The organism is Dietzia sp. Alg238-R159, from assembly GCF_900537145.1.
Classification (GTDB): domain Bacteria; phylum Actinomycetota; class Actinomycetes; order Mycobacteriales; family Mycobacteriaceae; genus Dietzia; species Dietzia kunjamensis.
The window spans coordinates 636,232-659,507 of sequence record NZ_UNRI01000002.1 but is presented as its reverse complement, the minus strand read 5'-3'; the positions used below and the strand labels follow the sequence as shown (position 1 = coordinate 659,507).

Below are 23,276 nucleotides of genomic sequence, written 5' to 3'. Positions count from 1 at the left end.
CGGTACCCTTTCCGCGTGGCCGTCTCCTTCCCCCTGTACTCGCTGTACGAAGCGCGCCTCCGCGCCTCGTTGGACGAGTCGAGGCTGCCGAGGCACATCGCCGTGATGGCGGACGGGAACCGCCGGTGGGCACGCGAGGCGGGGTTCACCGACGTCGCGCACGGTCACCGGGCGGGCGCGGTCAAGATCGCCGAGATGCTGGGGTGGTGTGACGACCTCGGTGTGGACGTGGCCACCATCTACCTGCTCAGCACGGAGAACCTCGGTCGCGGTGCCGAGGAACTCGGAGAACTGCTGCAGATCATCGCGGACGTGGTGGACGAGATCACCGGCCCGGGGAAGAACTGGGAGGTCCGGATCGTCGGACGTCTCGAGGTACTGCCGGACTGGCTCGCCGAGCGACTGCGCCACGCCGAGCAGGTGAGCAGGGGCCGGCCGGGCGTCAAGGTCAACGTCGCGGTGGGGTACGGCGGCCGACAGGAGATCGCCGACGCCGCCCGCGAGCTGGTCCGGGAGCTGATCGACAAGGGCTGCAGCGGGCAGGAGCTGGTCGACGCGATCACCGTCGACGGCATCGGCGAGCACCTCTACACCTCGGGCCAGCCCGACCCGGACCTCGTGATCCGCACCTCCGGCGAGCAGCGGCTCTCGGGCTTCCTGCTGTGGCAGAGCGCGTATTCGGAAATCTGGTTCACCGAGGCGTACTGGCCGGCGTTCCGGCGGGTCGACTTCCTCCGGGCGATGCGCGAGTACGGAGCCCGCAACCGTCGGTTCGGTCAGTGATGGTCGGCGCGGAGGCGGAGCGCGGGCCGATCACCGTGGGCGAGGTGTTCACCGTCCGCGCCGTGTGCGTGGTGGACCAGCTGCTCGAGGTGCCCGGCCGGGTCGGCGTCACCGCGATCGACAAGCGGCCCGTCGACGGGCCCGTCCAGGTGCGCGAGTACGGCCTCCACGGCGACGTCCAGGCAGATCGCCAGCACCACGGCGGGGTGTGGAAGGCCGTCTACCTGCTCTCGGACTCCGACGTCGAGCAGTGGGAGCCCGAGTTCGGCGGCCCGATCCCGCCCGGGTACTTCGGCGAGAACCTTCGCGTGGCCGGGGTCGACACCTCGCAGTTGCAGATCGGCACCGTGCTGGAGGTGGGCCGCCTGCGCATGGAGGTCACGACGCCGCGGATCCCGTGTCAGACCTTCGGCCACCACGTGGGCAAGCCGCGCTGGGTGCGGCGCTTCACCGAGGGCGGGCGCCCGGGCGCGTACGCGCGGGTCCTCGCCGCGGGCCCCGTCGAGGCCGGGGACGAGATCCGGGTGGTCGCCGTGCCCACGCACGGGGTCACGATCGGGCGGGTCTTCGCAGGGGTCGACGACGACGAGGCCCGGCGGCTCCTCGACGAGTACGCGCTGTCCGACCTGGCGCCCAGTCTGGTCCGGAAGCTGGATCCGGCGACCGACGACAGGCCCGTGGACGCCGACTGACCGGGCCTGCGCCCGCGCGGGGTGGCTCGGCCGCGGAGTTGCCCAGCTGCAGAGTCGCTCAGCTGCAGAGTCGCTCAGTCGCGGGGCTCGGCCAGGTGGTCCCACACGTCGCCGGCGGTCGACCACACCTCGTGCGCCTCGGCCTCGGCGACGTCCGGCAGTCGGAACGCACCGCCGCCGCCGGCCGAAGTCGCCACCAGCGTCACCAGCCCGGCCCGGCGCTGGAACGGGGTGCGCCGCACGTTCCAGCCGAGGATCCCGTCGCGGTACAGGACATCGGTCCGTCTCAGGAGCGAACCCTTACGGACCGTGACCACCGTGCCGCCCACCGCGTGGCCGAGTCCGCGGTAGTTGTCGACCGCGGCCCACGCGGCGACCGTCCCACCGACCGCCGCCACGGTGACGGGAACCCACCACAGCCACGGCCACACGAGCGCGGGTACGAGGGCGATCCCGGCGAGGGCGAGGGTGGCGGCCACCGCGCGGACGGCTCGTCGTCGTCGCGCCACAGGCGGATGGGAGCGCAGCGCGTCCGGCCCCGGTGTGCCCGCCGCCGCCGTCTTCGCGGCCTCCGTCCTCACGGCTGCCGTGCCCGCCGCCGTACCCGGCACCGGTGTCCCGAGCATCTCCGCCGCCACGCCAGCCGCCACGTCGCGCGGCGAGGCCGGGACCAGCGCAGGGCTCTGCTTGGGCTTGCCGTTCTCGTCGTTGCCGATACCCACGCCGGTGGCGATCACGTCCAGCCGGGCGGCCCCGAGCGCGCGGAACCCCGGCGGCTCGTGCAGCGTGATGCCACGGACGCGTCGGCCGTCGAATGTCGCGTGCCGGCCCACGACCAGGCCTCGGCGAAGTTCGAGCGACCCGTCGCGGTGACGCTCGAGGCGCATGCCCCACCAGTTCTCCACGAACAGCACCGTGGCGGCGACTGTCCCGATGGCCAGGGTCAGGGCCACCACGCCGATGGCGAGGACGGGCAACGGCAGCCCGCCGACGCGGTCCCAGACCCACTCCAGCACCGCCGGCACCGCGTTGAACCAGTCGGCCACCTGGAGCACGATGCCGAAGCCCACCAGGCCGAACACCGGCGTCATGAGGCTGGCCGGGGCGTAGCGGACCCACCGGGGATCGAGGCGGGCGAGTTCGTGCGTGTCCGCGTCGGCGCGGTCGGCCAGCAGGCGGCGGCGCAGGATTTCGGCCTCGGCGCGGTCGAGGGCGGCCAACGTCATCCTCGACCCGTCTGTCTCACCGCTGGCCAGCTTGAGGGTGGCGATACCGAGGCGACGCTGGACGACGTCGGCGGTGATCTCCACGTTGCGGACCCGGTGCGTCGACAGTGACGACGTGGTGCTCGACAGGAAGCGGACCCGGCGCTCGATCCGGTGGGTGTCTACGCGGTAGCGGGTCACCGTCAGGCGGGCGGACTCGGCGATCGCGGTGGCGACGGTTCCGACTACCACCCCGCCCACCGTCCAGAGGAGTACCCAGCCGATGGCCAGGCCGCCCACCAGCATGCCGATCGCCGTCGGCACCGCCGCGGCGACGAGTGCCGCGGCGACCACCACGGTCGTGGAGGTGATCGTCCGACGGTCCAGCGGCAGCCAGTCGTCATGGCCCGCGCCGGCCGAGTGGTCCGCGCCCGCGGGGCCGTCCGGACCGGCGAGGTCGGAGGGGTGGTGCGGGCCGCCCGGATCGGCCGGGCCGGTCATGTGGCGTCCCGCTGATCGTCCTCGGCGAGGAGGGTGAGGCGGTCGGCCATCTCCTCGGCCTGCGTGGCGTCGAGGGCGCTGATGCGCACCGCGCCCTTCGACGAGGCGGTGGTGACCACGACGGTGGCGAGGCCGAACTGTCGTTGGAGCGGGCCGCGGGTCTTGTCGACGGTCTGGACGCGCGACAGGGGAGCCGCCCGCCACTCCTCCCAGAACAGTCCACTACGGCTGTAGACGGCGGTGTCGGTGGCCTCCCAGCGGTGGATCGCCCACCGCACCCGGGGCACCACTACCAGCGCCGCTGCTGTCAGCAACGCCCACCCGGCGGTGGCGAGGAGCATCCACGGGCCCACGATCAGCGTCGATGCCGCCAGCACGAGCAGCGGCCCGACCATCCACAGGGCGACCTGCGCCGTCCACCACCGCCGGCACCGGGGATCGACCCGTTCCCGAGGCGGACGGAGGCCGAGTTGAGTCGCATTCACGGCTCCACCCTAAGCCGATTATGGGACGCTGAACCCCATGGGACTCCTCCGGCGATACCGGGCGACCGGCGCAGACCTGCCCTTCGGCGATCCGCTCCGCGCACACGACGTGGCCATGGAGGGGTACTTCCTCCGCGTCACCGACCGGGAGCGCGGGCGCGTCGTGATCGCCCTCATCGGGGTCAACCGGGGACCCGACGGGCACTGGGCGACGCTCGGGCTCGCCTCCGATGAGGCGCCGATCCCGATCGAGGCCGGTGGATCGCGCCGGGACGGAGACGGGGGCTCTTCGTTGTCGTCGTCTTTCTCCTCGTCGTCCTCGTTGTCGTCCACCCTGCGCCTCATGGCCGCGCCCGACGGCTGGGCCGACCCGGACCGGATCGGCGCCCGCTCCGGCGAACTGTTCGAGTACCGACCCGACGGGGTCCGCGTGGACATGGGGGAGGGCGCTCGCCTGCACGTGAACATCACCGACCCGGTGCAGTGGCCGCACCACGCCGTCGGCGGTTCGAGCATCTTCCAGTCCGTCCCCGCCCTCAACCAGTACTGGCACCCCTGGCTGCTCGGCGGCCGCGCTTCTGGGTGGGCCGAACTCGACGGTGAGCACTGGGAGTTCGACGGCGCCGAGGTGTACGGCGAGAAGAACTGGGGCGCCGAGGGCTTCCCCGACTCGTGGTGGTGGGGCCAGGCGCAGGCGTTCTCCGAGCCGAACACGTGCGTGGCGTTCGCCGGCGGGCAGATCCACTCCGGGCCGCTGCGCACCGAGGTGACCGCAGTTGTCGTGCGACTGCCCGGCGGGAAGGTCATCCGGCTGGGCAACCCGGTCGTCTCGCCGGTCCGCGCCGAGGTGACCGACGAGCGGTGGGAGTTCGAGGGCCGCGGTTACGGCTGGCAGGTCCGGATCAGCGGGCGTTCGCCCCTGGACCGCGCGCACGTGCTGCCGGTCCCGCTGCCGTCGGAGAAGCGGAACTCCGCCGGGTCGATCGAACACCTCGCGGGCGAGCTCGAGGTGGAGGTGCGCCGGCACGGCCGACTGGTGTGGTCGGACCGCAGCGCCCTGGCCGCGCTCGAACACGGCGGGCTCGACCGCGCCGAGGCCGAGCTGCGGCGGCGTGGCGTCCCAGAGGGGGAGACGGGCACGCCGCCGCTCTAGATCTTGCGCAGGCGCAGCCGCTGGATGGAGTGGTCCGAGTTCTTACGGAGCACCAGCGTCGCGCGCGGCCGGGTGGGCAGGATGTTCTCCACCAGGTTCGGCCGGTTGATCGACGTCCAGATCTCGCGGGCGGCGAGCCGGGCCGCCTTGTCGGACAGGTCGGCGTAGTGCGCGAAGTGCGAGTTGGGGTTGGAGAACGACGTGCTCCGCAGTTCGAGGAAGCGCTCGACGTACCACTGCTCGATGTCCTCGATCCGCGCATCGACGTAGAGCGAGAAGTCGAACAGGTCCGAGACCATGAGGCGCGGACCCGTCTGCAGGACGTTGAGGCCCTCCACGATGAGGATGTCGGGTCGGCGGACCTCGATGAACTCGCCGGGCACGATGTCGTACTTGGTGTGTGAGTACACCGGCGCGCGCACGACCGGGGCTCCGGATTTGACCTCGGTGACGAACCGCAGCAGCGCGCGCCGGTCGTACGACTCGGGGTAGCCCTTGCGGTGCATCAGTCCGCGCCGCTGGAGTTCGCGGTTGGGGTGAAGGAAGCCGTCGGTGGTGATGAGGTCCACCCGGGGGTGGGAGTCCCAGCGGGTGAGCAGCGCGCGCAGCACACGGGCGGAGGTGGACTTGCCGACCGCCACCGATCCGGCCACGCCGATCACGAACGGCATGGGGGCGTCCACGGTCTCGCCGAGGAACAGATTGGTCGACTGGAACAACCGCTGTCTGGCGGATACCTGCAGGTGGATGAGCCGGCTCAGCGGCAGGTAGATCTCCGCGATCTCGTCGAGGTCGAGGTGTTCGCCCAGGCCCCGGAGGCCCTCGAGGTCCTGTTCGGTGAGCACCATGGGCATCGCACGCCGCAGGCGCCGCCAGCTCCGACGGTCGAACTCGACGTACGGCGTGTAGTCGCCGGCTTGTCTGCTCACGGTTCCCGATTGTGGCAGGTGGCCACGGGGGAGGGGGTGTCAGGGTGGCGTGGCACTAGACTGACGACGACGAGACGAGCCGTGGCCCCACACGATTCGTACGAAGTGCAAAGCCCACGTGCGAGGAGCAACGATGACCGACCCGAACACCGACGTGTTCACCGCCTCCCTGACCGAGCTCGATCCGGAGGTCGCCGAGGCGATGGCCGGCGAGCTCGCCCGACAGCGAGACACGCTCGAGATGATCGCGTCGGAGAACTTCGTGCCGCGTTCGGTCCTGCAGGCGCAGGGCTCCGTGCTCACGAACAAGTACGCCGAGGGGTACCCGGGTCGCCGTTACTACGGCGGCTGCGAGCACGTGGACGTGGTGGAGAACCTGGCTCGTGACCGCGCGAAGGAGGTCTTCGGCGCCAAGTACGCGAACGTCCAGCCGCACGCCGGTGCCCAGGCCAATGCCGCGGTGCTCATGGCGCTCGCGAAGCCGGGGTCCAAGATCATGGGCCTATCGCTCGCCCACGGCGGGCATCTCACGCACGGCATGAAGCTCAACTTCTCCGGCCAGCTCTACGAGGTCGCCGCCTACGAGGTGGATCCGGAGACCATGCAGGTCAACATGGACACCGTCCGCGAGATGGCGCTGGCGGAGAAGCCGGATGTCATCATCGCCGGCTGGTCGGCCTACCCGCGGACCCTGGATTTCGCGAAGTTCCGCGAGATCGCCGACGAGGTCGGCGCCAAGCTGTGGGTGGACATGGCCCACTTTGCCGGCCTGGTCGCCGCCGGCCTGCACCCGAGCCCCGTCCCGCACGCCGACGTCGTCTCCACGACCGTCCACAAGACGCTCGGCGGGCCGCGCTCCGGCATGATCCTCACCAACGACCTCGAGCTGTTCAAGAGGCTCAACTCGTCGGTGTTCCCGGGCCAGCAGGGCGGCCCGCTCATGCACGCGATCGCCGCCAAGGCCACCGCCATGAAGATCGCCGGGACGGAGCAGTTCCGCGAGCGTCAGCAGCGCACGATCGAGGGTGCCCAGATCCTCGCCGAGCGGCTCACCGCCCAGGATTGCCGGGACGCCGGCGTCTCCGTCCTCACCGGCGGCACGGACGTGCACCTCGTCCTGGTGGACCTGCGTGACTCCGAGCTCGACGGCCAGCAGGCGGAGGACCTCCTCCACGAGGTCGGGATCACGGTGAACCGCAACGCGGTGCCGTTCGACCCGCGTCCGCCGATGGTGACCTCCGGCCTGCGGATCGGCACGCCCGCCCTGGCCACCCGCGGGTTCGAAGCCGAGGACTTCCGCGAGGTCGCGGACATCATCGGCACCGCGCTGGCCGCGGGGACGGGCGCCGACGTCACCGCCCTGCGTGAACGCGTGTCCGCGCTGGCCGCGTCGAAGCCGCTGTACGAGGGTCTCGAGGACTGGAAGATCCTGGGCTGAGGCGGGTCGAGAAAACGACAGGCGGGGGCCGATGACCGACGAGAACACGGGCAACGGCCCCCGTCTACGGGTTGGCTACGTCCCCGGTGTCCAGCCGGACAAGTGGCTCGCGCGGTGGCGCGAGCGCAATCCACGCGTGCCGATCTCGGCCCGACGCACCGGTGACCCGTGGGCGGAGCTCGCGGACTCCGCCGGCGACGACGGCTTCGACGTGATCTTCCTCCGTGAACCCGACGACGCGCCGCGCTCGGCGCCGGCCGGACTGCTCCGGGTCCCGCTGTACACCGAGATGATGGCCGTGCTCGCCGAGAAGGACCACGAGCTCGCCGCCTTCGACTCGCTGGGGATCGCCGACCTCGAGGGGGAGCGGTGGGTCGAGCCGGTGGATCCGATCACGGCGACGCCCGACGAGGTGTCCGCCGCGGTGGACCTCGTCGCCGCCGGCGTGGGGCTGCTCGTTCTGCCGGCGCCGTACGCGCGGTCGCTGAGTCGGCGCGACGTGGTGGCGCGGCCCGTCGACGGGGTCCCCGCGACCCGGATGGGCATCGCCTGGTCACCTGAGCGGGAGAGCGACGAGTTGATCGACGAGTTCGTGGGGATCGTGCGGGGTCGCAGGGCGGGCACCTCGCGCGGAGCGGGCGAGCCCCCGCGCGAGAAACGGACCGCGAAGGAGAAGGCCGCCGCCAAGGCGAAGGCCCGCGCCGAACGTGCGCCGAAGCCGGTGGGTCGGGGGCAGCGCAGACGCTGACCGGGTGGGTCTCAGCCGCGTGCGGCGCCGTCGATCCCAGCCGCGTGCGGCGCCGTCGACCTCAGCCGCGTGCCGCGCCGACCATCCCGCGGGCGAACTCGAGGTGGCGGGCGACGACGTCGTCGGCCGACAGCGGCCCGTCTGGCCGGTACCAGGACGCGATCGACACACACAGTGAGGCGATGGCGCGGGCCGCGTCCTCGGGGTGGGCGCAGGAGAACTCCCCGGAGTCGACACCGGCGCGGATGGCGTCCTCGAGCATCTTCTGCTGCGCATCGCGCTGCGCGATGTGGCGTGCGCGCACGTCCGGGTCCATGCTGCGCATCTCGGTGGACGCCACGAACGCGTGGTCGCGCCGTGCCATGTGGAAGCGGGCGAGGCACTCCACGATGTTCTCGAACCTGGTGACGGTGCGGTCGCCGGCGTCGTCGGCCGCGGCCTGCGTATGCGTGAGCATTTCCGCCATGGCCTGGTCGACGACCGCTGCGAGGATGGCCTGCTTCGATCGGTAGTGATGATAGAGGCCCGGGACGGACAACCCGGCGGCCTCGGCGATCGACCGGATCGAGGCACCGTGATACCCGTGCCTTGCGAAGACCACCAGGGCCGCGCGGAGCGGAGGGGAGAGTTCGTCGGTGCCGAACTCGCGCCACTGCGCCAACGTCGCGGCCTCCAACGTCGCGGTCTCCTCACTCATCGTCACAACACTAGCCACCCTTCGCTTGACACCAGTTGTGGTGTGGGTAACACTATGGCACACCGAGCGATCGATCGGTCGGTGAACCGCACAACAATCGTGAACGAGAGGAGCGAGGATGAGCCAGGAAGACCCACGGCCGTGGCGCACGTTGTACCCACCGGGCCTCGACGAGAGCCTCGTGACGCGGCAGTCGACGCTAGTGGACGCCTGGCGTGAGCGAGTCGACTCCTCGCCGGACAGGGCGGCCGTCGCCTACTTCGACACCACGCTGTCGGCCCGCGAGGTCGACGCGATGGCGGATGCGCTCGCCACCGCACTGCAGGTCCGGGGGGTGGCGCCGGGTGACCGCGTCGGCATCCACCTGCAGAACATCCCGCAGTACGCGCTGGCGATGCTGGCGCTGTGGAAGATCGGCGCCGCCGCCGTGGTGCTCAACCCGATGTACTTCGGCCGGGAACTCAGGCTGCCCGTGGAGGACTCCGGTGCCGTGGGGATCATCGCCACCGACCGGGACGCCACGGCGATCCGCGACGCCGTGAGCGGTACGGACGTCGCATGGGTCGTCAGTACGAGCGAGCGCGACCTGCAGACCCGGAACGACCCCCGCGCGTTCGGCGACGACCAGCAGGTCGAGCCCTCGCCGGACGGCGACCTGATCTCCCTGATCCGCGAGTTCGAGGGACGCACCCCGGAGCCGGCGGAGGTCACCCCCGACGACCTCGCGCTTCTCACCTACACCTCGGGAACCACCGGGCCGCCCAAGGGGGCGATGAACTCGCATGCCAACGTCATCGCGGTCGCGCGGAGCTTCGCCGACTTCGTGGATCTCGTCCCGGGCGACGTGGTGCTGGCGATCGCCCCGCTGTTCCACATCACCGGCGCCGTCATCAACGCCACCGTCGCGCTGATCACCGACTCCACCCTCGTCTTCGCCGGACGTTTCCGGCCCGGCGTCATGCTCGACGCGTTCCGCGAACACGGGGTCACCTTCACCATCGGATCCATCACCGCCTACAACGCGCTCATGCGCCTCGACGAGGCGGGACCGGAGCACTTCGCGTCGGTCAAGACCCTCTACAGCGGGGGCGCGCCCATCCCGCCGTCGACGGTCGAGCGCTTCGCGGAGCGGTTCGGCCACTACATCCACAACGGATACGGCATGACCGAGACGACCTCCGGGGTCATCGCGGTGCCGCCCGGGTCGCGGGCGCCGGTCGACGAGACCAGCGGCACCCTGTCCATCGGCGTGCCGCTGCCGGGGATCGGCGCCGAGGTCGTCGGCGTCGACGACCAGCCGGTCGCCCCGGGCGAACAGGGCGAGCTCGTCCTGTCGGGACCGCAGATCGTGTCCGGCTACTGGCGCAACGAGGCCGCTACGGCCTCGACCATGCCCGGCGGCCGGCTGCACACCGGCGATGTCGCTGTCATGGACGCCGACGGCTGGGTGTACCTCGTGGACCGCCTCAAGGACCAGATCAACGCCTCCGGTTACAAGGTCTGGCCGCGGGAGGTCGAGGACGCCCTGTACGAGCACGACGCGGTGTTCGAGGCCGCCGTCGTGGGACTGCCGGACGAGTACCGCGGCGAGAAGGTCGTCGCGTTCGTCTCGCTCAAGGCCGGGCGGACGGCGACCGAGGACGAGCTGATCGCGTTCGCCTCGGATCGGCTCGCCGCCTACAAGCGGCCGGGCGAGGTCCACGTCGTCGGCGAGCTCCCCAAAACCCAGACCGGAAAGATCCGCCGTCGCGAACTCCGCGACGAACACACCCCCTCCCACTCCTCCACTCCCACCGAAGGGAACTGACATGGCCGAGGCCACCATCGACCCCGACGACCGCGGGCGGGCCGGCGCCACCGCCGCCACCGCCGCCACTGCCGCCACCGCAGCCCCACACCAGTCCGACAAGGCGAACCGTGGCAGCGTCCGCTCGTTGGCCGCCAGTACCACCGGGCAGCTGTTCGAGTGGTACGAGTGGACGGCCTATGCGGTCTTCGCCCCGTACATCGCCGCGGTGATGTTCAACAACGAGAACCCGGTCTCGGCGCTGCTGGCCACGTTCGCCGTCTTCGCGGTCGGGTTCCTCATGCGCCCGCTGGGCGGGATCGTCTTCGGCCGGATCGCGGACGTGCGCGGACGCAAGTTCGTCCTCATCACCACCATGCTCATGATGGCCGGCGCCAGCTTGCTCATCGGCCTGCTCCCGAGCTACGAGACGCTCGGGATCTTCGCCTCGGCGTTGCTGCTCCTGTGCCGCATGATCCAGGGCTTCGCCCACGGTGGCGAGTCGGCCACCGCCTACAGCTACGTCGCCGAGATCGCACCGCCGCACCGTCGCGGCATGTGGGGCAGCCTCGTGTTCGTCGCCATCATGGGCGGCACCGTGATCGCCTACGGCATCGGCGGCGGCATCACCGCCGTGCTCTCCGAGTCCGCCGTCGGCGAGTGGGGCTGGCGCGTGCCATTCCTGCTCGGCGCCGTGTTCGCGCTGTTCGTGCTGTACCTGCGGTCCGGCATGGAGGAGTCCGACGTCTTCGACAAGGCCGCCGAGGCCGCCGCCGCCGACCCGACCTCCCCGGTCGCCACGTTCTCGCGCCGCAAGCTCGCCGGTGCCATCGCGCTGGTCGTGGCCATGGTCTCCGGCATCACCGTCGCGCACTACACCTGGAGCTCCTACGCCTCGACGTTCGCCATCACGCAGCGTGACATGGACTCGGAGGCCGCGTTCTGGGCGATCTTCGGCAGCCAGCTCATCGCCCTGTGCACCCTCCCGCTGTGGGGTCTGCTCTCGGACCACATCGGCCGGCGCCCGGTCATCTTCATCTTCGCCATCGGCACGATCATCACCACGCCGATGCTCATGGGGATGATCGACGACCGCCCGTGGACGCTGTTCCTCGCCTCGCTCGTCGCCATGACCCTGGTCGCGGCCGCCGGCTCGATCCTGTCCTCCTTCATGTCGGAGGCGTTCCCCACCAAGATGCGCACGGCGGGCATCGGGTTCGCGTACTCCCTGTCCGTCGCGGTGTTCGGCGGCAGTGCGCCGTACCTCAACGCCCAGTTCATCGAGTGGGATCTGTACTGGATGATCAGCGCCTACATCATCGCCCTCTGCGTGGCGACGATGGTCGCGACCGCCTTCATGAAGGAGACCCGGGGTCACGACCTGCACCGTGTCGGCCACAACTGAGCGTCGGCCACAACTGATCCACCCGAACCGCCCGCCCGGTCGCCCATCAACCGCGAGGATCCACGCCATGACCACTTCATCGTCCGAGTCCACGGGACTGTCCGTCGACCAGTTGCTCCGCCCCGACGTCGTGGGGCCGAAGATCGCCGAGGCCACCGGTGACCAGGCCTGGGCGGACTTCGACGCCGACCTCATCGCCGGTGGCAAGTCCAACCTCACGTTCACGCTCCGCTCCGACGCGGGGGAGCTGATCCTGCGGCGACCGCCGACGGGCGAGCTGCTGCCCAGCGCGCACGACATGGGCCGCGAGGCGCGGATCCAGCTCGGGTTGGCGGACACGGACGTGCCGGTCGCGAAGGTGGTGCTCAATGAGACCACCGGTGAGGACCTGGGCGTGCCGTACTACGTGATGGAGAAGGTGGTCGGCCACGTCATCCGTGACGCGTTGCCGGCGGGCTTCGCCGAGTCCGACGACGACAAGGCGGCCATGGCGGACGCCCAGATCGACGCGATGGTCGCGCTTCACGCCGTGGACCAGAACGCGGTGGGCCTGGGGGATCTCGGCCGCCCGGACGGCTATCTGGAGCGGCAGTTGCGGCGCTGGCTCGGGCAATCCGAGAAGGCGTCCGACTCCGTTCGAGCCGACCGGTTGCCCGACCTGGCCGCCCGTCTCGGTCAGAGCATGCCCACCTCGCCGTCGTCGCGGATCATCCACGGTGACTACCGGCTCGACAACTACGTCGTCGACCCCGACGACCCGGGCCGCATCAAGGCGATCCTCGACTGGGAGCTGTCCACCCTCGGAGATCCGGTCGCCGACCTCGCGCAGACGGTTCTGTACTGGGGTGACCCGGATGGGCCGACGGTGCCGCTCATCCCCAGCATCACCACCGAACCGGGCTGGCCCGGACCGCAGCGGCTGCTCGACCGGTACTGCGCGGCCACCGGCACCGATCCGTCCCACATGCCGTGGTACCTGGCGTTCGCCACGTTCAAGTTCGCGGCGATCGCCCAGGGCGTGGCGACGCGCTCCGAGGCCGGTGACATGGCCGGTCAGAACTTCGGCGACATCGGCCCGCAGATCCGCGAGCTGGTCGACCACGGCCACTCGATCCTCGACTCCAGGAAGGTCACCAACTGATGGCTGAGTCCACCTCCGGCACGCCGGTATCCGCAGCGCCCACCCCGGTCGATCCCCGGACGGGTCCGCAGGCCGCGCTGCCCGTGCTCGACCGCTTCCGGCTGGACGGCCGCGTCGTGGTGATCACGGGCTCGTCGTCGGGGCTCGGGGCCGGCTTCGCGCGGGCCCTGTCCTCGGCAGGCGCCACGGTCGTGCTGGCCGCCCGACGCCGCGAGCGGCTCGACGCCCTCGCCGAGGAACTGCGTGCCGCCGGCGGCACCGCCTCGACCGTGGCGTGCGACGTCGCGGACCCCGAGGCGTGTGCGGCGATGGTCCGCGACACGATGGACACCCACGGACGCATCGACGTGCTGGTCAACAACGCCGGCATCGGGACCGCCGTGCCCGCGCTCAAGGAGACCCCCGAGCAGTTCCGCGGGGTGGTGGACGTCAACCTGAACGGCGCCTACTGGGCCGCCAAGGAGTGCGCGGCCGTCATGGAGCCGGGCGCGAGCATCGTGAACGTCGCGAGCGTCCTGGGCCTGACCGCCGGCTTCGCACCGCAGGCCGCCTACTCGGCGACCAAGGCGGCCGTGCTCGGACTGACCCGCGACCTCGCCGCGCAGTGGGGCAGCCGCCGCGGTATCCGCGTCAACGCGCTGGCCCCCGGGTACTTCGCCTCCGAGATGACCGACGAGATCCCGGAAAAGATGCTCGCGGACATCACCGGCAGCACGATCTTCGGCCGACTGGGGCTCCAGCCCGAGCTCGACTCCGCGCTGCTTTTCCTCGCCTCCGACGCATCATCGTTCATCACCGGGACCACGCTCGTGGTCGACGGTGGGATGACTATGCATTGAACCGACTCAGCACTGAACCAACTCAGCACTGACGCAGGCACCACTTCACTCATCCCGCCCGCGGCGGGCCGCCGCGGCACGCTTCTACAGGAGTAATGACATGGAATTCGCTCACAGTCAGCGCAGCATCGAGCTGCAGGAGAATATGTGGGAGTTCATGCGGGAGCACGTCTTCCCCGCCGAGCCCGTCTGGGCCGAGTACCTGCGTGAGCACGGGGACAACGCCTACCCGCCGGTCATGGAGGACCTCAAGGCCGAGGCCCGGCGCCGTGGGCTGTGGAACCTCTTCCTGCCCGAGTGGTCCGGGATCTCCAACCTCGAGTTCGCCGCCGTCTCGGAGATCACGGGGTGGTCGCCCGTCATCGCCCCGGAGGCGATCAACTCTCAGGCCCCGGACACCGGGAACATGGAGACCTTCCACCTGTTCGGCACCGACGAGCAGAAGGCGAAGTACCTCGAGCCGCTCAAGGAGGGCAGGATCCGCTCGGCGTACGCCATGACCGAGCCCGATGTCGCGTCCTCCGACGCCACGAACATCCAGACCGTGATCCGTCGCGAGGGCGACGAGTACGTGATCAACGGTCGCAAGTGGTGGATCACCGGCATCGCCGACACCCGCTGCGAGATCCTCATCGTCATGGGCAAGACCGACGAGTCTGCCGAGACCCACCGGCAGCAGTCGATGGTCCTCGTGCCCCGCGACACCCCGGGCCTGACCATCGAGCGCAACCTGCCGCTGTTCGGATACCAGGACCAGCACGGTCACTGTGAGATCGTGTTCTCCGACGTGCGGGTGCCCGTGTCGAATCTCCTCGGCGAGGAGGGCGCCGGGTTCGCGATCGCCCAGGCCCGTCTCGGGCCGGGCCGCATCCACCACGCGATGCGCGCCATCGGCATGGCCGAGCGGGCGCTGGCCCTGATGGTCGACCGCGCCAAGTCCCGGCACGCGTTCGGTGGGTCGCTGGCGAGCCAGGGCGTGGTGCAGGAGCACATCGCCAACTCGCGCATCGAGATCGACCAGGCGCGGCTGCAGGTGCAGCACTGCGCCTGGATGATCGACACCGTCGGCGCCAAGGAGGCGCGGTTCGAGATCTCCGCCATCAAGGTGATCGCCCCGCAGGTCGCCTGTGCCGTGATCGACCGGGCCATCGAGATCTTCGGCGGCGCCGGCGTCTCCGGCGACACCCCGCTGGCGTACTTCTACGCCTGGGCGCGCGCGCTGCGGATCGTCGACGGACCGGACGCCGTCCACCGTCGCACCATCGCGCGCGGAGAGCTGAAGAAGACCCCGCCGTACGTCGGATAAAACTAGGATGTCCCAGTAACGGTCGGTGCCGCCCGGCGCCGGGACCGCAGAGACAAGGAAGTGCAGAACATGGGTGCAGTAATCGTGGAGGCCGTGCGCAGCGCGGTGGGCAAGCGCAAGGGTGGACTGGCCGGGGTGCATCCCGCCGATCTGTCGGGGACCGTTCTCACGGCGCTGGCCGAGCGCGCCGGGATCGACGGATCGATCGTCGAGGACGTCATCTGGGGTTGTGTCACCCAGGCCGGGGAGCAGGCCGGGGACATCGCCCGGACCGCCGCCCTGTCGGCGGGATGGCCGGAGACGGTCAACGGCGTGACGATCGACCGGCAGTGTGGCTCGTCGCAGCAGGCGCTGAGTTTCGCGGTGGCCGTGGTGGAGGCAGGCTTCCACGACGTGGTGGTGGCCGGCGGCGTCGAGTCGATGACGCGGGTGCCGATGGGCTCGCACGTCTCCTCCGAGTCGTTCCCCTACGGTCAGGCGTTCCTCGACCGCTACGACGGCACGGCCCCCAACCAGGGCGTCGGTGCCGAGATGATCGCCGAGCGGTGGGGCTTTGACCGCACCCAGCTCGACGAGTTCGCCGTGGCGTCGCACGAGAAGGCCGCCGCCGCGCAGGACGCCGGGTTCTTCGCCGGGCACATCGTGCCGGTGACCACCCCGGACGGCGTCTTCGACACCGACCAGGGCATCCGCCGCGGCAGCACCGTCGAGGGGCTGGCCGGGCTCAAGACCCCGTTCAAGGAAGACGGCGTGATCCACGCCGGCAACGCCTCGCAGATCTCGGACGGCGCCGCGGCGATCCTCGTGATGAGCGAGGAGGCGGCCGCCAAGTACGGGTGCACCCCGATCGCGCGGGTGCACACCGCCACGCTCGCCGGTGACGACCCGGTCATCATGCTCACCGCTCCGATCCCCGCCACCGCCAAGGCGCTGGCCAAGTCCGGACTGTCCATCGACGACATCGGCGTGTACGAGGTCAACGAGGCGTTCGCGTCCGTGCCGATGGCGTGGCTGGCCGAGACCGGGGCGGACCCGGCGAAGCTCAACCCGAACGGCGGCGCCATCGCCCTCGGGCACCCGCTCGGTGGCTCCGGCGCCCGGATCTTCGCCGACCTCGTCCATCACATGAAGAACGAGGGCATCAAGTACGGCCTGCAGACGATGTGTGAGGGCGGCGGCCAGGCCAACGCCACCATCATCGAACTGCTCTGATCCGAGCCCCCACCGGGCAGCCGCGCGAGCGGCTGCCATTGGAGACACAGCCGCTCCCGACGATGGCGTCTGGCGTGCGCAGATGCGCAGGCCGGCGTTCAGCGTCGGGGGCGGCTGTGTTGTGGGCATACAGGCGCTCGTGCGGCTGCGGGCAGGGGCGCGCGCGGATGCCGCCGGGTGCGCGGGCGGCTCAGTCGCCGGGTGCGCGGGCGGCTCAGTCGCCGGTGAGGACTACTGCGCGGCCGAGCACCTCGCCACGGTCGAGGGCCTCGTAGGTCTCCGGTGCCTCGGTCAGCGGCACCCGGCGGGAGATCATCCCGCTCAGGTCGAGTTTCCCGGCGGCCAGCAGTCGGATGAGCGCCGGCACGTCCTGCCGGGCGCGCGCGCCGTAGGAGCCCTTGATCTGGATCTTGCGACGCACGATGCGGGCCAGGTCCACGTCGAGCGTGGTGCCCGCGGGGGGGATGCCCACGACCACGACCCGCCCGCCCTCGCGGGCGATGTCGGTCGCCTGCCGGGTGGTGGCCGCCGACCCCAGCGCCTCGAAGGCGACGTCCACCCCGCGTCCGCCGGTGATCTCCATGATCGCCTCGGTGGCGTCGGCCTCACGCGAGTTGACGGTGTGGGTGGCGCCCATGCGGCGCGCGAGGGCGAGCTTGTCGTCGTCCACGTCGATCGCGATCACCGACTCCGCGCCACTGACCGCCGACAGCTGGACGATGTTCTGACCGACCCCACCGACCGCCACCACCGCAACGGATTCCCCGGTCCGGACGTCGCCCACGTTGCGGACCGCTCCGTAGGCGGTGAACATCGAACACCCGAGGATGGCGGAATCGGTGAGGTCGAGCTGCTCGGGGAGGGCGAACACCGCGGTGGCGGGCGTGACGCTGTACTCGGCCAGCCCGCCCATCGAGTACATGGACAACGGTTCGCCGGAGGCCCGGTGCAGGCGCGTCTCGCCGTCGTACAGGGTGCCGCGCAGGCGGTTGTACTCGAAGAACGTGGAGCAGATGTCCTCCATGCCGCGGGCGCAGTTCTCGCACGATCCGCACGGCATGATGAACGAGCCGACCACCCGGTCGCCGGGCCGGACGTGGGTGACCCCGGCGCCGACCTCGGCGACGACGCCGGAGATCTCGTGGCCCAGGACTCCCGGCAGCGGGAACCCGACCTCGCCCTTCATCACGTGCAGGTCCGTGTGGCAGACCCCGCAGGCGTGGTTGTGGACCAGGACCTCGCCGGCGCGCGGTTCCGGGATCGGGATGTCCTCGATCACCAGCGGGGACCCGGTCTCAACGCACACCGCAGCTCTCATGGGGCCGACTGTACGCAGCGTTCAGCGGCCGAGGAGCTCGTCCGAGATGATCCGCATCTGGATTTCGCTAGTGCCCTCGAAGATCCTGGTGAGGCGGGCGTCGCGCCAGTGCCGTTCCACCTGAAAGTCGGTGGTGTAGCCGGCACCCCCGTGGATCTGGACGCCCTGCGACGTGACCCGCTCGGCCATCTCGGTGGCCACGAGCTTGCACATGGCGGCCTCGAGCGAACACCGCCGTCCCGAGTCGATCGCGGTGGCCACCGAGTACATGAGCTGACGCGCGGCTTCGATGTCCGCGGCCATCTTGGCGATCTCGAAGCGCAGATACTGGAACTGGCCGATCGGCTGACCGAACTGCTCCCGGGTGGCGACGTAGGCGATCGAGTCCTCCAGTGCGGCGCGGGCGAGTCCGATCGCGCGGGCCGCGGTGTGGGCACGCCCCACTTCGAGACCGGACACCGCCATGTAGAAGCCCTTGCCCTCCTCGCCGAGCAGCGACGACGCGGGGATCCGGAAGTCGTCGAAGGACAACTCCCAGGTCTGCCAGCCGAAGTAACCGATCTTGCGGACCGGGTTGCCGCTGATGCCGGAGGGGAAGGAGCCGCGCTCCTTCTCCACCAGGAAGGTCGAGATGCCCCGGTGCGGCTTGTCCGGGTCGCGGTCCGGATCGGTGCGGGCGAACAGGACGAGGTAGTCGGCCTGGTCGGCGTAGGTGCACCACATCTTGGTCCCGTTGATCACCCAGGCGTCGCCGTCGCGGACGGCGCGGCACGAGATGTTGGCGACGTCGGATCCCGCCTCGGCCTCCGAGAGCGCGTACGCACCCAGCCATTCGCCGCGGGCGACGCGGGGGAGCAGGCGGGCCTGCTGCTCGGCGGTGAACCCTCCGCCCATGCCGTTTCCCCGCGCGAGCAGACCGGACACCGACAGCCACCCGCGGGCCAGCTCTTCGGCGACCAGGCAGTACTCGAAGACGCCCAGTCCCAGGCCGCCGTGCTCCTCGTCGATCATGATCCCGAAGAAGCCCATGTCGGCCATCTTCTGCCGTAGCTCGTCCGGGATGTCGCCTTTCTCCGGGTCCAGGCGGTTCGCGACCGGGAGGACCTCTCTGGCGGTGAAGTCGCGTGCGAGGTCCCTGATCGCGAGGCGCTCCTCCGTGAGGTAGACGGGAACGTCCTCGCGGGCGGTGGGTTTGTGGGTCATCCGGATCGTCCTCCCGGTGTGAGTCGGTCGTTGTCCGCGCCGAGGGAGGGCGCCGGGCCCGTGGCGAGGTGGTCCCCGTCGAACGTCGCCGGATACGCGGCGGCCAGATAGGGGCCGATGCCGGGTTGGTCGAGGCGGGAGAAGAGGGGGTTGGCCTCGAGTTCGCCCTCCGAGACGACCTCGGCGAACGTGCGGTAGCGCTCGTGCAGCACCACCGAGTCGTCCAGGGCCCGCGCGACCTCGTCGGTGGTGTGGGCGGAGAACCAGCGGGCGAACAGTGCGGCGAGGACCTCGCGATAGGAGTAGCGGTCGGACTCTTCCGTGAAGTCGGCGCCGGTCGCGGTCTCGAGCGCGTCGACGGCCTCCCGGGTGCCCGTGAGGCGGGCCAGGTCGTGGAAGTGCCGGGCGGTCAGGGCGACGATCATGAACCGACCGCCGTCGCAGGTGGTGAAGTCCGTGCCGAAGGTCCCGTAGACGTGATTGCCCACGGCAGGCCGCGACGACCCGTCGAGCTGTGGTTCGGTGAGGTACCCGAGTGTCCCCGCGGTGGCCAGCGCGACGTCGTCGAGGGGCAGGACGATCCGCCGCCCGCGGCCGGTCCGCTCACGTTCGCGGACGGCGGCCACCACGGCCAGCGCCGCGTGCAGTCCGGCGGCCAGGTCCCAGGCCGGCAGGGCGTGGTTGACGACGCGGCCCGAGCCGGGGCCGGTGATGGCGGGGAAACCGAGGGCGGCGTTGACGGTGTAGTCGACCGCCGGGCGGCCATCGCGGCGACCGAGGAGCTCCAGGCTGATGAGGTCGGGTCGGGATCCGGCCAGGACGTCGTGACTCATCCACGACCGCCCGCCCGAGTTCGTCACGAGGATCCCCCCACCCTCGCCGGGCGCGGTGACGAGCTCGCGGAACGCCCGCCGGCCGTCGTCGGAGCGCAGATCGAGAGTGACCGAGGCCTTGCCCCGGTTGAGCCCGGTCCAGTAGATCGACGTCCCGTCGGGCGCAAGGGGCCACCGGTTCACGTCCGCCGCGCCACCCACCGGGTCGACCCGGATGATCTCGGCGCCGAGCTGCGCCAGCGTGAGTCCGCACAAGGGTGAGGCGACGAAGCTTGAGAGCTCGACGACGCGGATCCCGTCCAGCGGTCGGGACGCGGAGGGCTCTGTCATCAACGGCTCCCGGTGGTGCGGCGGGCCGGTTGCCCCGCGGTGCAAATCCTGATAATAGTTTGAAGCATACAGCGTGGATTGTGTTCCGCGACACCCATCGCCGGCGGACAGGGGCGAGACCATGAGCGAGCAGCCGAGCAGCGCGACCCCCGTGGTCGACACAGACACGGAGGTCGACGCGGAAGACTTCGCGGCCATCCTCGCGACCACGCGTGAATACATCCGTTCGGTGGTCGTGCCCCGAGAGCGGGAGATCGCCGACACCGACGCGGTCCCCGACGACATCCGTGCAGACCTGGCCGACATGGGCTTGTTCGGGTACGCGATCCCACAGCAGTGGGGCGGGTTGGGCCTCGACCTGACCCAGGATGTCGAGTTGGCGATTGAGTTCGGCTACACGACGCTGGCCATGAGGTCGTTGTTCGGAACCAACAACGGGATCGCCGGCCAGGTTCTCGTGAACTTCGGCACCGACGCCCAGAAGGCTGAATGGCTCGAGCGGATCGCCTCCGGCGAGGTCATCGCCTCGTTCGCCCTGACCGAGGACGGCGCCGGCTCGAACCCCGCCGGGCTGACCACGAAGGCCGTGCGAGACGGCGGTGCGGGCAGTGAGGGCGGTGACTGGATCATCGACGGCACCAAGCGTTTCATCACCAACGCCCCGCTGGCGGATCTGTTCATCGTGTTCGCACGTACCCGTCCCGCCGATGCCGGCGGGACGGGGATCGCCGTGTTCCTCGTCCCGGCGGACGCCCCGGGCGTGAGTGTCGGCCCCAGGGACAAGAAAATGGGGCAGGAGGGCGCGTGGACCGCCGAGGTGGACTTCCGGGGTGTGCGCGTACCCGCCACCGCCCTGGTGGGGGGCGACGAGGACGCCGGGTACCGGGCGGCGATGACCTCGCTGGCCCGCGGCCGCATCCACATCGCCGCCGTCGCCGTGGGATCGGCGCAGCGGGCGCTCGACGAGTCGCTCGCCTTCGCGGCGACCACCACCCAGGGTGGCGAGGCCATCGGCGGGTTCCAACTGGTCCAGGGGATGCTCGCCGACCAGCAGACCGGCGTCATGGCGGGCCGTGCCCTCGTCCGCGAGGCCGCCGCCAAGTACGTCTCCGGCGAGGACCGCAGGATCGCCCCCTCGGTGGCCAAGCTGTACTGCACCGAGATGGTCGCCGACGTCGCGGACAAGGCGGTCCAGATCCACGGCGGCACGGGCTACATGCGGGGCGTGGCGGTGGAGCGGATCTACCGTGACGTCCGACTGCTCCGCCTGTACGAGGGCACGAGCGAGATCCAGCGCCTCATCATCGGCGGTGGCCTCGTGCGCGGGGCGATGCGGGACGCGGGTCCCCGGTGACCGCCGAGCCCCTTCCGCTGGCGGGTATCACCGTGGTCGCGGTGGAGCAGGCCGTCGCCGCGCCCCTGGCCACCCGGCACCTGGCCGACCTCGGCGCGCGCGTCATCAAGATCGAACGCCCGGGGGAGGGTGACTTCGCCCGCGCCTATGACGACGCCGTGCACGGGCTGGCCTCCCACTTCGTGTGGCTGGGCCGGGGCAAGGAGTCGATCGAACTCGACCTCGCCTCGCCGGGCGGCAGGGAGACCGCGCTGGCCCTGGTCGACCGGGCAGACGTGGTGATCAGCAACCTGGCGCCCGGGGCGATGGACCGGTTGGGATTCGGGGCGACGGCGCTACGTGAGCGACGGAAGGACCTCGTCGTCGTCACCATCTCCGGCTACGGAGACGGCGGTCCGTACACGGACCGCAAGGCCTACGACATGCTCGTGCAGGCCGAGTCCGGGCTGTGCTCGATCACCGGCACCCCCGAGGCCGCCGCCAAGACCGGGGTCCCGGTGTCCGACATCGCCACCGGGATGTACGCCCTGTCGGCGATCCAGTCGGCGCTCTTCCGGCGGGAACGGACCGGGCGCGGGGCCACCGTCGAGGTGTCCATGTTCGAGGCCACCGCCGAGTGGATGGGCCACCCCATGTACACCCGGATGTATGCGGGGAGACAGGTCGAGCGGATGGGACTGTCCCACGCGTCGATCTGCCCGTACGACGCGTTCCCGACCCGCGACGGGCAGGTGTTGATCGGCGTCCAGAACGACCGGGGATGGGCCGCGCTGGTGCGCGATGTGTTGGGGCGGCCGGAGTTGGTCGACGACGAAAGGTACGCCACCAACATCGCTCGCGTCGCCCGGAGGGCCGAGGTGGACGCGCTGATCGGCTCCCTGACCATGGGGTACGGCTCGGTGGAGCTGGCCGACCGGCTCGACGAGTTCGGCGTCCCGGCGGGGCGGCTCAACGACGTCGCCGGGCTGGTCGACCACCCGCAACTCGCGGCGCGGGATCGGTGGCGGGACGTCGAGACGCCCGCGGGTCCGGTCCGCGGTCTGCTCCCGCCGATGACCTTCACCGATGTAGAGCTGCCGATGGGGCCCGTTCCCGCACTGGGGCAGCACACCGACGCGATCCTGGCGGAACTGGGCGCGAACGCACGAGAAGAGGACACGCATCATGGGACTACTTGAGGGCAAGACCGCAGTCGTCACCGGGGCCGCGCGCGGCATCGGGTTGGAGATCGCCCGGACGTTCATCGACCAGGGCGCGCGGGTGGTGATCGGTGACATCGACGACGAGGCGGGCGCCGCGGCCGTCGCCGACCTGGGCGGGCAGGACACCGCGCGCTACGTCCACTGCGACGTCCGGGACGGAGCGGCGGTCGAGGCGATGATCGACGTGGCCGAGGGGGCGTTCGGGCCGCTGGGGGTGTTCGTCAACAACGCGGGCATCACCCGTGACGCGACCATGCGCAAGATGACCGAGCAGCAGTTCGACGACATCATCGCCATCCACCTCAAGGGCACGTGGAACGGCACCCGCGCCGCCGCCGGCCGGATGCGCGGGCACGGGGGAGGGGCGATCGTCAACATCTCGTCGATCTCCGGCAAGGTCGGTCTCGTCGGCCAGACCAACTACTCCGCAGCCAAGGCCGGGATCGTGGGGCTCACCAAGGCGGCGGCCAAGGAGGTGGCGTTCGCGGGGGTGCGCGTCAACGCGGTCCAGCCGGGGCTCATCCGCACCGCCATGACACTGGCCATGCCCGAGCACTTCTGGGAGGAGAAGTTGGCCGAGATCCCCATGGGGCGCGCAGCCGAGCCGAGCGAGGTCGCGCAGGTGGTGCTGTTCCTCGCCAGCGACATGTCCAGCTACATGACCGGCACCGTCCTGGAGGTCACGGGCGGGCGGCACATCTGAGTGTGCGGGACCG

Annotated in this window: 21 protein-coding genes; 14 read left to right on the top strand and 7 right to left on the bottom strand. The window is 70.6% G+C overall.

The genetic code is table 11. The features are described 5' to 3' along the window. The first annotated feature begins 15 nt into the window (after positions 1 to 15). Both G6R20_RS07840 and G6R20_RS07835 read left to right on the top strand, forming a co-directional pair. Positions 16 to 783, top strand: coding sequence for an isoprenyl transferase (locus G6R20_RS07840; protein ID WP_163375997.1), 768 nt, complete (start codon positions 16 to 18; stop codon positions 781 to 783). After that, positions 783 to 1,475 (top strand): MOSC domain-containing protein, encoded by a 693-nt coding sequence (locus tag G6R20_RS07835; protein ID WP_163375996.1) that lies wholly within the window; start codon positions 783 to 785, stop codon positions 1,473 to 1,475. Before G6R20_RS07840 ends, G6R20_RS07835 begins: the two co-directional genes overlap by 1 nt. Before the next feature lie 74 nt (positions 1,476 to 1,549). Here the strand turns inward: G6R20_RS07835 and G6R20_RS07830 are convergent, their stop codons facing one another. After that, positions 1,550 to 3,181 (bottom strand): PH domain-containing protein, encoded by a 1,632-nt coding sequence (locus G6R20_RS07830; RefSeq protein WP_163375995.1) that lies wholly within the window; start codon positions 3,179 to 3,181, stop codon positions 1,550 to 1,552. Next, a complete protein-coding gene (locus G6R20_RS07825) occupies positions 3,178 to 3,666 on the bottom strand; it encodes a PH domain-containing protein (RefSeq protein WP_163375994.1) in 489 nt (162 codons plus the stop codon). Before G6R20_RS07825 ends, G6R20_RS07830 begins: the two co-directional genes overlap by 4 nt. Before the next feature lie 37 nt (positions 3,667 to 3,703). Between G6R20_RS07825 and G6R20_RS07820 the strand changes: the two genes are divergently transcribed. Next, entirely contained in the window at positions 3,704 to 4,819 is a 1,116-nt protein-coding gene (locus G6R20_RS07820) for a tocopherol cyclase family protein (protein WP_163375993.1), read from the top strand. On the opposite strand, the gene coaA is transcribed toward G6R20_RS07820, so the two are convergent. Then, positions 4,816 to 5,748: a type I pantothenate kinase gene (gene coaA / locus G6R20_RS07815; protein WP_069388860.1), complete on the bottom strand. Its 933-nt coding sequence runs from the start codon at positions 5,746 to 5,748 to the stop codon at positions 4,816 to 4,818. The two genes, G6R20_RS07820 and coaA, sit on opposite strands and share 4 nt — an antisense overlap. Before the next feature lie 133 nt (positions 5,749 to 5,881). Between coaA and glyA the strand changes: the two genes are divergently transcribed. Continuing rightward, complete coding sequence (gene glyA, locus G6R20_RS07810; protein ID WP_163375992.1) at positions 5,882 to 7,186, top strand: serine hydroxymethyltransferase; 1,305 nt, start codon at positions 5,882 to 5,884, stop codon at positions 7,184 to 7,186. A gap of 31 nt (positions 7,187 to 7,217) precedes the next feature. Further along, the gene (locus G6R20_RS07805) at positions 7,218 to 7,934 is read left to right on the top strand and encodes a LysR family transcriptional regulator substrate-binding protein (protein WP_163375991.1); all 717 of its coding nucleotides are present in this window, start codon (positions 7,218 to 7,220) and stop codon (positions 7,932 to 7,934) included. 61 nt (positions 7,935 to 7,995) lie between these two features. Here the strand turns inward: G6R20_RS07805 and G6R20_RS07800 are convergent, their stop codons facing one another. Then, complete coding sequence (locus G6R20_RS07800) at positions 7,996 to 8,631, bottom strand: TetR/AcrR family transcriptional regulator (protein ID WP_163375990.1); 636 nt, start codon at positions 8,629 to 8,631, stop codon at positions 7,996 to 7,998. 118 nt (positions 8,632 to 8,749) lie between these two features. Between G6R20_RS07800 and G6R20_RS07795 the strand changes: the two genes are divergently transcribed. From G6R20_RS07795 to G6R20_RS07770, 6 genes are all read left to right on the top strand, one after another. Then, the gene (locus G6R20_RS07795) at positions 8,750 to 10,438 is read left to right on the top strand and encodes an AMP-binding protein (protein WP_163375989.1); all 1,689 of its coding nucleotides are present in this window, start codon (positions 8,750 to 8,752) and stop codon (positions 10,436 to 10,438) included. Position 10,439: 1 nt separating this feature from the next. Then, entirely contained in the window at positions 10,440 to 11,822 is a 1,383-nt protein-coding gene (locus G6R20_RS07790; protein ID WP_163375988.1) for an MFS transporter, read from the top strand. A 67-nt stretch (positions 11,823 to 11,889) separates the two neighbouring features. Beyond that, positions 11,890 to 12,963: a phosphotransferase family protein gene (locus G6R20_RS07785; protein WP_163375987.1), complete on the top strand. Its 1,074-nt coding sequence runs from the start codon at positions 11,890 to 11,892 to the stop codon at positions 12,961 to 12,963. A gap of 77 nt (positions 12,964 to 13,040) precedes the next feature. After that, positions 13,041 to 13,802: a glucose 1-dehydrogenase gene (locus G6R20_RS07780; protein ID WP_067715710.1), complete on the top strand. Its 762-nt coding sequence runs from the start codon at positions 13,041 to 13,043 to the stop codon at positions 13,800 to 13,802. Positions 13,803 to 13,902: 100 nt separating this feature from the next. Beyond that, entirely contained in the window at positions 13,903 to 15,108 is a 1,206-nt protein-coding gene (locus G6R20_RS07775; protein ID WP_067715648.1) for an acyl-CoA dehydrogenase family protein, read from the top strand. Between the two features lie 69 nt (positions 15,109 to 15,177). Next, positions 15,178 to 16,320, top strand: a complete 1,143-nt coding sequence (locus G6R20_RS07770; RefSeq protein WP_067715645.1) for a thiolase family protein — start codon at positions 15,178 to 15,180, stop codon at positions 16,318 to 16,320. Positions 16,321 to 16,534: 214 nt separating this feature from the next. Here G6R20_RS07770 and G6R20_RS07765 read toward each other — a convergent pair whose 3' ends face one another. Genes G6R20_RS07765 through G6R20_RS07755 form a run of 3 tightly spaced genes read right to left on the bottom strand, consistent with a single transcriptional unit; the run spans position 16,535 to position 20,004 of the window. Further along, positions 16,535 to 17,638, bottom strand: a complete 1,104-nt coding sequence (locus tag G6R20_RS07765; protein ID WP_163375986.1) for a zinc-binding dehydrogenase — start codon at positions 17,636 to 17,638, stop codon at positions 16,535 to 16,537. 21 nt (positions 17,639 to 17,659) lie between these two features. Next, a complete protein-coding gene (locus G6R20_RS07760) occupies positions 17,660 to 18,841 on the bottom strand; it encodes an acyl-CoA dehydrogenase family protein (RefSeq protein WP_067715640.1) in 1,182 nt (393 codons plus the stop codon). Beyond that, on the bottom strand, positions 18,838 to 20,004 hold the full coding sequence (locus tag G6R20_RS07755; protein WP_163375985.1) for a CoA transferase: 1,167 nt from the start codon (positions 20,002 to 20,004) through the stop codon (positions 18,838 to 18,840). The genes G6R20_RS07760 and G6R20_RS07755 overlap by 4 nt, the downstream gene beginning before the upstream one ends. Positions 20,005 to 20,125: 121 nt before the next feature. Here G6R20_RS07755 and G6R20_RS07750 point away from each other — a divergent pair, with 121 nt between their 5' ends. Genes G6R20_RS07750 through fabG form a run of 3 tightly spaced genes read left to right on the top strand, consistent with a single transcriptional unit; the run spans position 20,126 to position 23,263 of the window. Beyond that, complete coding sequence (locus G6R20_RS07750; protein ID WP_163375984.1) at positions 20,126 to 21,358, top strand: acyl-CoA dehydrogenase family protein; 1,233 nt, start codon at positions 20,126 to 20,128, stop codon at positions 21,356 to 21,358. Continuing rightward, positions 21,355 to 22,536: a CaiB/BaiF CoA-transferase family protein gene (locus G6R20_RS07745; protein WP_069390323.1), complete on the top strand. Its 1,182-nt coding sequence runs from the start codon at positions 21,355 to 21,357 to the stop codon at positions 22,534 to 22,536. Before G6R20_RS07750 ends, G6R20_RS07745 begins: the two co-directional genes overlap by 4 nt. Then, positions 22,523 to 23,263, top strand: coding sequence for a 3-oxoacyl-ACP reductase FabG (gene fabG, locus G6R20_RS07740; protein ID WP_163375983.1), 741 nt, complete (start codon positions 22,523 to 22,525; stop codon positions 23,261 to 23,263). The genes G6R20_RS07745 and fabG overlap by 14 nt, the downstream gene beginning before the upstream one ends. The last annotated feature ends 13 nt before the right edge of the window (positions 23,264 to 23,276 follow it).